This window comes from Acidobacteriota bacterium (assembly GCA_022340665.1).
Lineage (GTDB): Bacteria > Acidobacteriota > Thermoanaerobaculia > Thermoanaerobaculales > Sulfomarinibacteraceae > Sulfomarinibacter.
Genome location: JAJDNM010000030.1, coordinates 16,345 through 29,327 on the forward strand (window position 1 = coordinate 16,345; position 12,983 = coordinate 29,327).

The window sequence follows — 12,983 nt, forward strand, 5'->3', positions numbered from 1 at the left end:
AGAACTCAATGTGCCAACGGCGACGACTCGACCCGCGGCTCGGGTTCGCCGGACTGAGTGGCGACATCTTTTTCGACATTCGTAACGAGGGCGTGTTCGAGCACTTCATCCATGTGGTTGACAAAGAGAAAGGTCATTTCCTCGCGAACATCCTCGAGGATATCCTCGAGGTCTTTTTCGTTTTCGGCCGGCAACAACACCTCGCGGATTCCCGCACGATAGGCTGCGAGTACCTTCTCCTTGACACCGCCGATGGGGAGCACGTGTCCGCGCAGAGTGATCTCCCCGGTCATCGCCACGTCGACCCGAACCGGGGTGTCGGTGAACGACGAGACCAGCGCTGTCGCGATGGTGATACCTGCGGATGGCCCGTCCTTTGGGATGGCCCCTTCCGGCACGTGGACATGCACATCGGACTTCTCGAAAGCCTCGCTGTCAATTCCCAGTATTTCCGCTCGTGAGCGGACAAAGCTCAGGGCGGCGCGTGCCGATTCCTGCATGACATCGCCAAGCTGCCCCGTCAGGGTGAGCTGGCCCTTGCCGCGCATCAACGTGGTCTCCGTCAACAGGAGTTCACCACCGACTTGAGTCCACGCGAGACCTGACGCGGCGCCAACCTCGGGCTCTTCCTCCCGCCGTTGCGCGCGGTATCTGGGCTTGCCCAGCAGCTCGCCGATAGTCTCGGTCGTTATCTCGATGGTTGAGCCTTTTTTGATTCTGTCTTTGAGTACCCGCCGGGCGAGTTTGCGACAAACAGACGCAATCTCTCGCTCGAGGTTTCGCACGCCGGCCTCGCGTGTATAGCGTTCGATAAGTAACATCATCGCGTCGTCCGCAAACTCGATGTTGAACTTCTTGAGGCCGTGCTTTTCGATCTGGCGGGGCACGAGGAAGAGGCGCCCGATTTCCATCTTCTCCTGATGCGTGTACCCGGAGAGCTGGATGACCTCCATCCGATCGAGCAGGGCTGGTGGAATCGAGTGGGTCACGTTGGCCGTGCAAATGAAGAAGACCTTCGAGAGATCATATTCGACGTCGAGGTAATGGTCGTGGAAGGTGTGGTTTTGTTCGGGGTCGAGAACCTCGAGTAGCGCCCCCGCGGGATCACCGCGGAAATCCGCCGCCATCTTGTCGACCTCATCGAGGAGGAGCACCGGATTGACGGTACCGCCCTTTCGCATCATTTGGATGATCTGGCCCGGAAAGGCTCCGATATAGGTTCTTCTATGACCGCGTATCTCGGCCTCGTCGCGAACCCCGCCGAGGGACAGACGGACGAACTCCCGGCCGGTCGCGCGGGCGATCGAACGAGCGAGTGAGGTCTTGCCCGTTCCCGGTGGTCCAGCGAAGCACAAGATGGTGCCGGTGGTTTTGCGCACCAGTTGCCGCACGGCGAGGAACTCAAGGATTCTATCCTTGATCTTTTCCAAGCCGTAATGGTCTTCGTGCAGGACCTTCTCGGCGCGCTCAATGTCCCGGATCTCGCGCGACGCCTTCTTCCAAGGAACCGCCAGCAGCCAGTCGACATAATTTCGCGAGACCCCGGCTTCTGCGGAGACCGGGGGCATTCCCTCAAGCCGGCGTAGCTCGATCTCGGCCTTTTCCTTGGCCTCATCGCTCATGCCGGACTCTTCGATCTTTTGCTTGAGCTCTTCCAGTTCCTCGGTGTTATCGCTTCGCCCGAGCTCCTCGTTGATCGCCTTGATTTTTTCTGAAAGGTAGTATTCTCGCTGCGCTTTCTCCATCTGCTTCTTGACTCGCGACGAGATTCGGCGGTCGATATTGAGCTTCTCGATCTCCATGTCGAGAAGGTCATGAAGGTGATGAAGGCGGTCGATCGGCTCGATGATCTCGAGCAGTTTCTGTTTCTCCGCAGTCGGTTGAGAGAGGTGAGCGGCGAGAATGTCGGCAAACTGGTCGGGATCGTCGGTCTGCAGGGAAGCGAGAACCCCTTCTGCGGAAAGGTGATGTGAGAGCTTGGCGTACTCTTTGAAGAGCTCGACCAACTGGGCCATATAACTGGTCACGGACTCGTCTTCAGGTGCCTGCGACCTCAACCGTTCCACCCGTGCCATCAGACACCCGTCATCGTCTTCGATTTCGAGCAGGCGGGCGCGGCTGAGGCCTTCGACCATCACCTTGATGTTGCCGGAGGCGAGTTGCAGATGTTGCACCACTCTGGCCACTACTCCGAGGCGATGGATGTCTTCTTCAGTCGGCTCATCGACTTTTGGATCGCGTTGAGTCGCCAAGAAAATCTGCTTGTCCGGCCGGCTCAGAGCACGTTCGAGGGCCACAACCGACGGGCGCCGCCCTACCACGAACGGTGCCATCATGTGGGGATAAACGACCATGTCACGCAGTGGAACTGCGGGTAGCTGAACGGTTGAGGATTGTGAGTTCATGAATTCTCTTTTTGATGAGATGTATTTTCATTGGGCCGGGATCGACCCGTCACTGCAATTTTAACTGACTTTGCGAACTACGGGCAGTGGCGGCACGCGACGTTTCACCACCTCTCGCGAGATGACAAGCTGCTTGAGATCCGGAAGGGAGGGAATCTGGTACATGATGTCGAGCATCAGTTCCTCGAGGATGATGCGCAGACCGCGGGCACCCACCTTGCGCGTAATCGCCTCTTCCGCGACCGCATCGAGCGCGTCCGCGGTGAACGACAGCTCGACGCCTTCGAAAGAGAGAATGGTTTCGTACTGTCGCACGAGGCAGTTTCGAGGCTCGGTCAGGATTCGTACCAGCGCTTCGTGGTCGAGCTCGTGCAGATTGGCGACCACAGGAATCCGGCCGACGAACTCCGGGATCATGCCGTACTTGATGAGATCTTCGGGGTGAACCTGGGCCAGGAGTTCGGCCGAGCCAGGCTCGTTGCCACCGAGATCCACGCCGAAACCGAGGCGCTTCTGATTGAGGCGGTCAGCAATCACCTCGTCGAGGCCCACGAATGCACCACCACAGATGAAAAGAATGTTGGTCGTGTCGATCTGCAGGAATTCCTGATGGGGGTGTTTCCGCCCACCCTGGGGCGGAACGTTCGCAACCGTTCCCTCCAGAATCTTGAGAAGCGCTTGCTGGACGCCCTCACCAGACACATCCCGGGTAATCGAGGGGTTCTCCGCTTTTCGTGCAACCTTGTCGATCTCATCGACGTAAACAATCCCGCGTTCAGCGGCATCGCGGTCTCCCCCGGCCGCCTGATAGAGGCGGAGAAGAATGTTTTCGACGTCTTCGCCGACGTAACCCGCTTCGGTCAACGTCGTTGCATCGACGATCGTGAAGGGTACATGAAGCTGCCGGGCCAGCGTCTGTGCCAACAGGGTTTTACCGGTGCCCGTCGGCCCAATGAGGAGGATGTTCGATTTTGCCAGTTCGACGTCGTTACGTCCTCGGCCAGTCTGGTACTCAATCCGACGGTAGTGGTTGTACACCGCAACGGAAAGCTTCTTCTTCGCGGATTCTTGACCAATCACATACTCGTCGAGATGATCTTTGATCTCGTGCGGCTTCGGAAGGACTTGCTCGCGCGATTTGGATTCGTGGACACGATCTTCGGCAATGATGTCCAGGCACACCTCGACGCACTCGTTGCAGATGTAAACTGTCGGACCGGCGATCAGCTTGCGCACCTCATGCTGGCTTTTGCCGCAGAAGCTGCACCGTAGCATGTCACCGTCGCGCTGGGACATCAGACCCTCCTCGGTCTATTGTATATCAAACGAACGCTAGGCACAGCGGTTACCACAGCCCTATTCTCTGGAAACAATGATCTTGTCGACAAGCCCGTATTCCAACGCTGCTTGAGCCTCGAGGATGAAATCGCGATCGGAATCTTCGTGGATCTTTTCGATCGGCTGACCGGTGTGGTTGGACAGGATCTGATTGAGCCGCTCCCGTACGCGAACGATGTCTTTGGCGTGGATATCGATGTCGGAAGCTTGCCCCTGGAGGCCCGCCATCAGCGGTTGGTGCAGGAGCACCCGGCTGTGGGGCAACGCAAATCGTTTCCCCTTCGCCCCGCCGGCGAGCAGCACCGCGCCCATGGACGCTGCTTGACCGAGGGCAATGGTCGAAACATCCGGCTTGACGTACTGCATGGTGTCGTAGATTGCGAGACCCGCAGTCGTCGAACCCCCAGGAGAATTGATATAGAGAAAGATGTCCTTCTCGGGCTTCTCGGCTTCGAGGAAGAGAAGCTGGGCGATCACCAGCGACGCCACCTGATCATCGATGGCGGTCCCGAGAAAGATCACATTGTCCTTTAACAGTCGAGAATAGATATCGTACGCGCGCTCGCCGCGGCTCGTCTGCTCCACGACCACAGGAACCAACATCACTCCACCTCCCCGCCGGCGCGGCGGATCATCTCGTCTACCGTAGCCGCGATTCGCGCTGCATGGCGCACCCGCTCCAACTTCCCTTCGGCAGCTAGGTTGGCCTTATGCTCGGCCGGCGGCGCGCCCTGGCGGACGGCTTCGGCGGCGACGTACGCGTCGACTTCGGCCTCCGGCACCGGCTGGTCCCATTTCTCTGCCAACTGTTCGAGGATGAGCGTGTCGAGCACTTCCTGCCGCGCAGCCGGTTCGGCCTTGGCGGCAATCTCCTGCCAATCGATCTTCTCGGGGTCGACATCGACCCCCTGCATCGCCATCGTGTATGCGTACCGGTCGAGCTGCTCACGAAGAGTCGATTGCACAAGCGACGACGGGAGCTCGCCCTGGTCGATGTCAGCCTCGAGATGATCTAGGACGAACCGGCGCCACTGGTTTCTCCGCTCGGCTCGTTTCTGTTGTTGCATAACGTCGCGAATTCGCAGCCGCAACGCTTCGAGATCGTCGAGCCCGAGGGTGGTCGCGAGATCATCGTCGATCTCCGGCAGGACCTTCCGCTTGAGGCCCTTGACCGCTATGGCGTAGGTGACCTTCTTGCCGGCCTTTTCCGCGTCCTCGAGATCATCCGGCAGGGCTTTGGTGGCGAAACGTTCATCACCGACCTTGGCACCCTGGAGCGCCTCGTTGACTTCGGGCGGCACTCTGTCAGATCCGAGCACGAAACTTGCGTCCTCTTCGTTGTACGGCTCGTCCTCGCTGTCCTCGACCTCTCCCTTGAGATCGACTTCCACCAGCATGCCGTCCGAAGCCTCGTCGTCCTCAGCCGGTTCCCAGACAGCCTGCTCTTCCTGGATCTTTGCGAGCTCTTCGGAGATCTCGGCGTCACTGACCTCAAGCGTGGCCTCGGGTAGGACAAGCCCCGAAATTTCAGGCAGTTCGTACTTGGGTCGCACTTCCAACTCAGCCGCGAAGGAGAACCCACCATCATCGTCGAATTCGAGATCGCGGATTTGCGGATTGGTGATCGGCTCGATTTCGCTTTCGCCTTCGAAGACCTCGCGCCAAAGAAGGCCGGTCAAGTGTTCCTGCAGCTCTTCGCGAATCTCGTCCGCGTATCGCGTGCGTACCGCCGCAACCGGAGCCTTACCCGGGCGAAAACCGGGGATACGAGCATTCCTGCGGATATTACGGATGATTCCTTCTCGTTCGCTTTCGACAACTGTGGGATCGAGGTGAGCCGAGATCTCAACCGTATGGTTCGCTCGGCGGTTAAGTGTGTAGGTCATTCAATTCTCCGTTGGGTCGGGCGTTGCAACGGCTTGGTGCGAAAGGGGGGACTCGAACCCCCACGGGGGTTACCCCACGAGATCCTAAGTCTCGCGCGTCTGCCAGTTCCGCCACTTTCGCGGGAAATTTGGTGAGCCGTGGAGGAATCGAACCTCCAACCTAGTGATTAAGAGTCACTTGCTCTGCCAATTGAGCTAACGGCCCACAGCCAACGGGCACTATACGAAAAAAGCGTGCGGGGGGCAACCCCTCTCGTCCACGCGACGGCCGGTTGCGGGGTCTTGAACACGGCTCTGCGGCAGTACGGCCTATCGGCGTAATTTTGAGGTGTGTCGGGCCGTTTAGCCCGCATTATTCATGAGGCCTCGTAGCGAGGGCGGCGAGGTGCCGTGCCCAGTGGGGTCGGCGACCCGAGGGGCGCGGACAACGCTGTGGGAATCAACAGTTAGGCCGTCGAACCGTGTGGCCGTGAAGCCAGCGAATTCCGGAGCGCAAGTACGACATCGGCGCAGGTCGCCCGGAGTCGCGATTCACTTGTGTACGAGATGCTTGATCTCCGAGCGTCCGAGGTCCGATTCGGCGACAATCACGACCGCCGAAGTTCCGCCGGCAAAGGCTGGCATATCGGCCTCGGCCGAGAAGGTGCCATCTTCACCGGTTGAACCCTCGGCGAGGACCGCGCGGCGCGGTTCGGCGGTTGACTTGAAGAGCACCGAGATCTTGACGTCGACTTGCGGCGCGTTGCTCTTCGAGTCCACGGCTGAAACCCCGACCGGGGCGACCACGCCGTAGGTAAAGTCATGATCCACCGTGGCGCGGAGAATCAGGTGAGCCTGGTTCCGTTGTGCTTCGAGGTAGTCGAGAATGACCTGGTCGAGGGACTGCTCTTCTTGCGGTTCTTCTGGCACCTCATCGCGATACGTGATCGTGGTGTCGTCGTCCGCGGCGATTTGCTCGATTTTGCCGGTCAGGCGCGCCAGTCCTCCGGATTGGACCGCGTCGACTATCGAGCGGTGTTGGCGTTCCATAAGGGAGGCCACTGCTTCCCTGTCAACATCCTGCGCGACGAGATCGTCGTATGGTGTTCGTTGCGTGTAGAGAATTTCTCCGGAGGTGTAGACGAGGGATTCGACGAGAGGGTTGGAGCGCCCTTTGTCTTCCGTCTGCACATGATAGGTGGTGCCCGCGTGCTTGATGTCCGTATTGAAGCCAGTCAAGACCACAGCGGTCAATTCCCTCCTCATAAAAGGCTAACTCGAAGGTTGTCTGTGGTCAATTACACCCCCCTTCATCCGGGCATCAGCATTCATCATTACGGCTTCGGTGCCGCGTCTTTAACGATCGTTTTACAATTCACTGGTGGCACGACTGACGATTCTCTTCTTCTGCATCGGAAACAGCTGTCGATCACCAATGGCTGAAGCCATCACCCGCGCGCTCGGCGGAGAGCGGGTCGATGCCAGATCCGCCGGGCTCAACCCTCTCGGGTGGATCGCCGACCAGACGATTCAAACTCTTGAAGCCCGAGGAATTGCTACCGATGGCCTGTTCTCGAAAGGGCTCTGCGATATCCATGTTGATGACATTGACATCGTTGTGTCCCTGCTCGGACAGAGGGGCTTCGACCACATACCGGCGAGCGTCGGCGGCGACCGTCAAGCATGGGACATCTCCGACCCGTTCGGAGAAGACGACGATTTCTATTTCGAGGTTGCTCGCCAGCTCGATCACCGAATTCGCGAACTTCTCGCCAAAGAGTTCCAACAGGAACTTCTGTCTTCCTGAGAGCTCTCACTGGTTGAGACGGCGTGTGGCAAACTGGGCTCGTGGACTTCGACCAAGTTTACGAGCGCTTTCGGCAGCCGGTGTGGCGCCTTGCTCGCCGGCTCACAGAATCAGAGGAGGAGGCGCTTGACACCACGCAAGAGATTTTTCTCCGCATTTGGCGGGGTCTTCCCGGGTTCCGTGGAGATGCGAAACTCTCGACCTGGGTGTTCCAAATCGCCTGGAACTACCTCAGGGCGCATCGGCGGAAGATGGGTCGTGGCCTGCAAGTGGTGGGCGATGACATGAACGATGTTCAGAAAATCGTTGAATCTGCTCAGGATTACAGACCTGATCCAGAAAGACAGGCACAGGCCTCCGAGCTTCTCGCCCGGGTCGAGGCGGCGCTGCATGAACTCCCCGAGCACTACAGTATCGCCGTGTGGCTGCGGGATGGGGAGGGTCTCAGCTATCAAGAGATCGCCGAGGTCCTCGATGTCCCGATCGGTACGGTGCGCTCGCGCCTCGCGCGAGCACGGGAGGCGTTGAGAGTTTTGGTGGAGTCATGATGAATGAAGCGACCGCCGAACTGCTGAGCCGCCACCTTGATGGCGATCTCAGTCTCGATGAAGAACGGGAGCTTTCGGGAAAGCTCGACGCAGACCCTGCTCTTGCCAGGCGCCTCGCCGAGATGCGGCGCATCAAGGGCTCGATCGCCGCCTTGGCGTCTGAAGACCTCCCTCCCGCCGAGCTCGACAACGTCATCGAACCCCTCCTGCGCGAGAAACCATCGCCACTGACAACCCAGCCCTGGACACGGTGGCTCGCTGCCGCTGCGGTGGTGGTACTCGGTCTTACGGCGATCGTCGCACTCAACCAGCGCAGCCCCTCCGGTCCAAACGTGAGCTCGATCGGCAAGGTGGCCGAGAATCGGCAGGAACCACGCGAACGGTTTCAACTGGCACCGTTGCCAACCAGTGCGCTTCCCATCGAGGAACGGCCGTTGGGCTCGAGCGACAGGCTGTTGGCAAGTCCGGTCCCGGAGGTCGAGCTTGATAACCCGCCACCGCTCGACGTGCGCGGACCACTGGAGAAGGGCGCGGAGATGGCCCGCACAGAAACACGAGCCAGTGCTCTCGAACATGATGCCGAAGCAGAAGACGATTCGGCAGAAGCCGGCAGGGCGGTGCCAGCAGGCTTGGCCGAGAAGGCCGCCTCTGACCTAGCGGAGCGGAAACGTGTCCAGGTCGGGACAGACGAGGGCGGGGTGGAGGCACAAAAGAAACGGCTTCCAAAAGACGCTCGCGCCTGGGAGTCCGCACCGCCGAGGGGGCGGGCACAGCTCTTCGTTTTCGTTGGCGAAGACTCGGCCTGGCGCGAGTTCACGCCGGCACACGTCTGCAAGGCCGGTCGCTACATGGTCCGGATCGTTGTCACAACCGGTGTGGTCCGTGAAGCGAAACCAATTGGTGGAGCCGCTTCCGCCTCTCCCTCTCAACGGTTATGCGCTGCGGATCTCGTCATCGGCCTCGAAATCGAAGACATCGTCGACGGCCAATACTCCGCGGAGATCGTCATTGAACCGCGAGCCGTTAGCAGGAATTGAGCCTGCGCTTCTTTTCTAGAAGCTCCCGAGGGCCTCACGCTCATCGTCAAATACGTCAAACACGGTGATGAGCTGCGTCACCTGCAAGATATCGTTGATTTTGGGCGACAGGTGCATGAGCTTGAGTTGGCCTCCGCGTTTGGCGACTGTCGTATAGCAGGCCACCATTTCGCCGATGCCCGACGAATCAATTGCAGTCACATTCCCGAGATCAAAGATGATGTTGGTCTTACCGTCCTCTAACGCCTGCGAAACCAGCTCACGAATCTTGACGTCGCCTGCGCCGATCGTGATCTTGCCTCCCAGTTCGATAATGCGGACATCGCCGACGTCACGAATATTGCTCTTCATAAGAGTTCACTCCTTTGCTGGGGGACCATTTCGGGATGCAGTCCACAGCTGCGCGCTCACGAACGGTCACTGTCATTGTTTGCCAAGTCCTTGACCATCACCACAGCCGTGCCGCCGGCCGGTGTAGTGCTGAATTCAACGCGGTTCATGAACTGCCGCATGTAGAAAATACCCCTTCCACTGGGGCGCAGCAAATTCTCGGGATCGGTTGGATCTGGTATTTCTTCCGGGTTAAAGCCCTCTCCCTCGTCCTCGACACGAATCGTCACCGTCGAGTTGTTGATCGAGTAGGCGACTCTGACAACCCGGTTCGGGTCCTGGTCGTTTCCGTGCCGCACGGCGTTGGCCACCGCTTCGCGCAGGGCGGTCACGAGCCAGTATTCCTCGTCATTGGCACAACCCGCACGCTGGCAGAGATCAACCAGTGCGCGTTCCGCAACCTCAATATTTTCAAAGCGACTCGCTAGGATGAGGCTGGCTTCCAGAACTTGATGATCCATCATGAGCCGGCAGAGTATAGCAACGCCACGGTCCGACGGCCTCAGTCGTCCTCGCCTTTGCTGTCATCCGGTTCCACCATCTGCAGAATCCACTGGTGGAAATTTTCTTCGGCGGCGGACACGGGCATGGCGAGAATCTCGGGAAGCTCGTAGGAATGAAACTCGCGAATTGCTGAAGACACATCGTCGAAGAGTTTCTCGGGCGTCTTGATGAGGAGGAGATACTCGGAATCCTCGCACACCTTGCCCTTCCAACGGTAAATCGATCGCAGGCATGGCACGATGTTGATACACGTCGCGAGCCGCCGCGCGATGAGCTCCTCGGAGATCTCGACCGCCTGCTGTTCAGTGCCCACGGAGGTCATGACAAGCGCGATTTTCTCAAGGTCAGCCATGGCCGAAAGCTAGCCGAGATCTGTTGGTGAGTCAAGGAGGACCGGCAAGCCACTCGGATCAGTATCTTCGCAGCAGGCCGACGATGATTCCCTGAACCCGGACATCTTCGGCCGGCGCGATCATCGGCGGCATGGACGGATTCGCCGGCTGGAGGCGCACCGCGGAATCCCCCTCGCGGTAGATTCGTTTCAAGGTGACCTCGTCTCTCACCAATGCAACGACCATCTCGCCATCCGGCGCGGCCGCCGACCGTTGCACGACAACGAGATCTCCGTCGTTGATGCCCTCTCCGACCATCGAGTCGCCGCGCACTCGCAGAACATAATGATCTCCCGACCGCAAGAACTCCGAAGGCACAAATATCTGTTCCTCGTCAGGAATGGACTCGATTGGCGACCCGGCCGCTACGACACCGAAAAGGGGGAGACTGGCAGAAATGGGGCTCTCCAGATGCGGCGAGAGAACGAGGCCCCGCTTCTGGTGTTTTTCGCGCTGCAGGAATCCCTTTTTCTCAAGATGGGCTATATGCTTCTGTGCACTGGCGGTGGAGCGGAAGCCGAAAGCGTCTGCGATTTCCTGCAACGTCGGCGCTATGCCATCCATCTCGATCCGGCGAGAAATGAACTCCAACACGTCCCGCTGCCGCTCAGTGAGGTAGGTCATAATCGTTCTCCTCACCACCAACCATAGGTGACAATAAGGCGTAAGTCAATCCTGGCACGAAAAAGCGCGCCTTGCGAACGCGCTTTCATCCGAATCTGAAATGGTCGGGGCGAGTGGACTTGAACCACCGGCCTCACGGTCCCGAACCGTGCGCTCTACCAGACTGAGCTACGCCCCGCCGGGCGGCCACTCTAGCCAATTACCGCGCGTGACGCAACCCTCATCCCCGGTCTCTCGGGAAGTCCGCCGCCGCTCTGCCACCAACGGCGACTGCGGCGTCTCGGAGGACGCCGGCTAGAGACCGAAGAGCGTCGCCAGGATGACGGCAATCGACAGGGGGCACACCCACCGCACGAAGAACTGCCAGATGCCGCTAATGCGCGAAAAGAAGGCCGAGGTCGATCCGATCTCGGCTGCAGCACGCTGCAGGCCCCACACGAAGATACCGAAGAGACACAACATCAGAGAACCGAAAGCGAGCGAGAGATTTCCCCAAACGAAGTCCATCGCGGCAAAGAATCCCGGTTGCCCGAGAATCGTCTTGGTGGAAAAGGGAACCATCCCAGCCATATCGAGAGCCGAAGGGATACCCACAAGGAACGTTGCCCCACCGACCGCCCATACCGCTCGTGAGCGTGGCCAATCCAGCTCATCGACGAAATATGCCGTGACCACCTCAAGCAGGGAAACCGTCGAGGTCAACGCGGCGACCGACAAGAGAAAGAAGAACAAGAGCGCCACACCAGTGCCGCCTGCCATCTCCGCAAAGACCGCCGGCAACACCTGGAAGATGAGCGTTGTCCCACTGGCCGGGTTTTGGCCGAGGGCGAAGACGGCCGGAAAAATCATCAGTCCGGCGAGGATCGCAATGGCTGTATCGAAAACAACGACCCACGTTCCGCAGCGGAGCACATCCTGTTTCTTCGACAGATAGGAGCCGTAGGTCAACATTGCGCCCATGCCGAGAGAAAGAGAGAAAAACGCCTGTGACATTGCGTTGAGGATCACGCGACCGCCGATTTTGGTGAAATCGGGCATCAGGAACCACTTGACGCCTTCGAGAGAGCCGGGAAGCATGAGGCCCCGCACGATCACGCCGAGCATGGTGACCAAGAGCAGGGGCATGAGGATCTTGGCCCATCGTTCGATACCGCGCTGCACGCCGCCAACCACCACCAGCACGGTCAAAATCAAGAACAAGGCGAAGTACAGGATGGTAATGGTTGAGGTCCCGTGGTACGCAGCCGCATTGCCTTGAACCAGGCTCTGACCGTACGTCACACAGTAGGCAACGACCTTGCCGGCTATGACCGCGTAGTAGGACAGAATCCCGAGACCCGTGATCAGTGCGAGGTAGCCAAGGTACCGCCACCTGGTGCCCGGACGGATAGCGAGGAACGCCCCGACCGGGTTCTTCTGGGTCGCCCGGCCCAGGCTGATCTCGAGCAGCATCACCGGCAGGGCAATGAACACCACACAGATCAAGTACACGAAAACGAAGGCTCCACCCCCGCTCTCGCCAGCCACGTATGGAAACCGCCAGATGTTGCCGAGACCGATGGCCGAACCCGCCGCGGCGAGAACGAACCCCAGTTGCGAACTCCACTCGCCCCGACCAGTTGGTGCACTCATCAATCTCCTCCTGGAAACCCGGCGTCGACACCAGCGGCCCCAATGCCTCGCCGGAATGCTGCCGAAGCCGCCGCAGACTGAAGCTAAAGCCTCCCGGGGCAGCCTGTCAATCGGCCTCGGGGGGGATGCGAGTTGTCAGGGCTTCGATGCGGCGTTGATTCGGGCTTCGGATAGACGGACCTGATTATCGACCTCGTCGAACTCTTCTGCAGAGACCGTCTTGAGCTTATCCTGCGCCTCCGCCAGGGTGGTCTCCGCCGCCGCGACGTCGATTTCGTCGATCGTCTCGGCGACCGACGCGAGGACCGTAACCGCGTCGGGCTGGATCTCGGCGAACCCCCCCTGGACGACCAGCCTGCCGGTTGAGTCACCGTCAATCCACGTGACCGCACCGGTGCCGAGAGAGGTCAGCAGCGGCGTGTGCCCCGGCAGCACACCGAG

General features: G+C 59.4%; 14 protein-coding genes and 3 tRNA genes. 3 read left to right on the top strand and 14 right to left on the bottom strand.

What is annotated here, in order from left to right; genetic code table 11:
* Positions 1-5: 5 nt before the first annotated feature.
* The 7 genes from lon to LJE93_04595 all read right to left on the bottom strand — a co-directional run bounded on the left by lon (position 6) and on the right by LJE93_04595 (position 6,862).
* Complete coding sequence (gene lon / locus LJE93_04565; GenBank protein MCG6948176.1) at positions 6-2,405, bottom strand: endopeptidase La; 2,400 nt, start codon at positions 2,403-2,405, stop codon at positions 6-8.
* Between the two features lie 60 nt (positions 2,406-2,465).
* Positions 2,466-3,701: an ATP-dependent Clp protease ATP-binding subunit ClpX gene (clpX, locus tag LJE93_04570; protein ID MCG6948177.1), complete on the bottom strand. Its 1,236-nt coding sequence runs from the start codon at positions 3,699-3,701 to the stop codon at positions 2,466-2,468.
* A 60-nt stretch (positions 3,702-3,761) separates the two neighbouring features.
* On the bottom strand, positions 3,762-4,346 hold the full coding sequence (gene clpP / locus LJE93_04575) for an ATP-dependent Clp endopeptidase proteolytic subunit ClpP (GenBank protein ID MCG6948178.1): 585 nt from the start codon (positions 4,344-4,346) through the stop codon (positions 3,762-3,764).
* Positions 4,346-5,629 (bottom strand): trigger factor, encoded by a 1,284-nt coding sequence (tig, locus tag LJE93_04580; GenBank protein MCG6948179.1) that lies wholly within the window; start codon positions 5,627-5,629, stop codon positions 4,346-4,348. Before tig ends, clpP begins: the two co-directional genes overlap by 1 nt.
* Positions 5,630-5,663: 34 nt before the next feature.
* A tRNA-Leu gene (locus LJE93_04585) sits at positions 5,664-5,750 on the bottom strand.
* A gap of 8 nt (positions 5,751-5,758) precedes the next feature.
* Positions 5,759-5,834, bottom strand: a tRNA-Lys gene (locus LJE93_04590).
* A gap of 326 nt (positions 5,835-6,160) precedes the next feature.
* The gene (locus LJE93_04595) at positions 6,161-6,862 is read right to left on the bottom strand and encodes a hypothetical protein (protein MCG6948180.1); all 702 of its coding nucleotides are present in this window, start codon (positions 6,860-6,862) and stop codon (positions 6,161-6,163) included.
* Between the two features lie 127 nt (positions 6,863-6,989).
* Here LJE93_04595 and LJE93_04600 point away from each other — a divergent pair, with 127 nt between their 5' ends.
* The 3 genes from LJE93_04600 to LJE93_04610 are packed head-to-tail and all read left to right on the top strand — an operon-like array spanning position 6,990 to position 9,000.
* Positions 6,990-7,415: a low molecular weight phosphatase family protein gene (locus LJE93_04600; protein MCG6948181.1), complete on the top strand. Its 426-nt coding sequence runs from the start codon at positions 6,990-6,992 to the stop codon at positions 7,413-7,415.
* A gap of 41 nt (positions 7,416-7,456) precedes the next feature.
* Positions 7,457-7,963 (top strand): sigma-70 family RNA polymerase sigma factor, encoded by a 507-nt coding sequence (locus tag LJE93_04605; protein MCG6948182.1) that lies wholly within the window; start codon positions 7,457-7,459, stop codon positions 7,961-7,963.
* On the top strand, positions 7,960-9,000 hold the full coding sequence (locus tag LJE93_04610; GenBank protein MCG6948183.1) for a hypothetical protein: 1,041 nt from the start codon (positions 7,960-7,962) through the stop codon (positions 8,998-9,000). The genes LJE93_04605 and LJE93_04610 overlap by 4 nt, the downstream gene beginning before the upstream one ends.
* Before the next feature lie 15 nt (positions 9,001-9,015).
* Here LJE93_04610 and LJE93_04615 read toward each other — a convergent pair whose 3' ends face one another.
* From LJE93_04615 to atpC, 7 genes are all read right to left on the bottom strand, one after another.
* The gene (locus tag LJE93_04615) at positions 9,016-9,351 is read right to left on the bottom strand and encodes an STAS domain-containing protein (GenBank protein ID MCG6948184.1); all 336 of its coding nucleotides are present in this window, start codon (positions 9,349-9,351) and stop codon (positions 9,016-9,018) included.
* A 56-nt stretch (positions 9,352-9,407) separates the two neighbouring features.
* Positions 9,408-9,854: an ATP-binding protein gene (locus LJE93_04620; protein ID MCG6948185.1), complete on the bottom strand. Its 447-nt coding sequence runs from the start codon at positions 9,852-9,854 to the stop codon at positions 9,408-9,410.
* A gap of 38 nt (positions 9,855-9,892) precedes the next feature.
* The gene (locus LJE93_04625) at positions 9,893-10,246 is read right to left on the bottom strand and encodes a divalent-cation tolerance protein CutA (GenBank protein MCG6948186.1); all 354 of its coding nucleotides are present in this window, start codon (positions 10,244-10,246) and stop codon (positions 9,893-9,895) included.
* A gap of 58 nt (positions 10,247-10,304) precedes the next feature.
* The gene (lexA, locus tag LJE93_04630; protein MCG6948187.1) at positions 10,305-10,910 is read right to left on the bottom strand and encodes a transcriptional repressor LexA; all 606 of its coding nucleotides are present in this window, start codon (positions 10,908-10,910) and stop codon (positions 10,305-10,307) included.
* Positions 10,911-11,011: 101 nt separating this feature from the next.
* Positions 11,012-11,088: transfer RNA gene (locus LJE93_04635), tRNA-Pro, on the bottom strand.
* A 116-nt stretch (positions 11,089-11,204) separates the two neighbouring features.
* Positions 11,205-12,542, bottom strand: coding sequence for a sodium-dependent transporter (locus tag LJE93_04640; protein ID MCG6948188.1), 1,338 nt, complete (start codon positions 12,540-12,542; stop codon positions 11,205-11,207).
* A gap of 135 nt (positions 12,543-12,677) precedes the next feature.
* Positions 12,678-12,983 (bottom strand): ATP synthase F1 subunit epsilon (atpC, locus tag LJE93_04645; GenBank protein ID MCG6948189.1); only part of this gene is annotated, 306 nt, incomplete at its 5' end.

Coding starts and splice junctions, on each gene's coding strand:
- LJE93_04610 (MCG6948183.1), top strand. CDS start 7,960: ATGATGAATGAAGCGACCGCCGAACTGCTGAGCCGCCACCTTGATGGC.
- clpX (MCG6948177.1), bottom strand. CDS start 3,701: ATGTCCCAGCGCGACGGTGACATGCTACGGTGCAGCTTCTGCGGCAAA.
- lon (MCG6948176.1), bottom strand. CDS start 2,405: ATGAACTCACAATCCTCAACCGTTCAGCTACCCGCAGTTCCACTGCGT.
- LJE93_04640 (MCG6948188.1), bottom strand. CDS start 12,542: ATGAGTGCACCAACTGGTCGGGGCGAGTGGAGTTCGCAACTGGGGTTC.
- LJE93_04620 (MCG6948185.1), bottom strand. CDS start 9,854: ATGATGGATCATCAAGTTCTGGAAGCCAGCCTCATCCTAGCGAGTCGC.
- clpP (MCG6948178.1), bottom strand. CDS start 4,346: ATGTTGGTTCCTGTGGTCGTGGAGCAGACGAGCCGCGGCGAGCGCGCG.
- lexA (MCG6948187.1), bottom strand. CDS start 10,910: ATGACCTACCTCACTGAGCGGCAGCGGGACGTGTTGGAGTTCATTTCT.
- tig (MCG6948179.1), bottom strand. CDS start 5,629: ATGACCTACACACTTAACCGCCGAGCGAACCATACGGTTGAGATCTCG.
- LJE93_04625 (MCG6948186.1), bottom strand. CDS start 10,246: ATGGCTGACCTTGAGAAAATCGCGCTTGTCATGACCTCCGTGGGCACT.
- LJE93_04615 (MCG6948184.1), bottom strand. CDS start 9,351: ATGAAGAGCAATATTCGTGACGTCGGCGATGTCCGCATTATCGAACTG.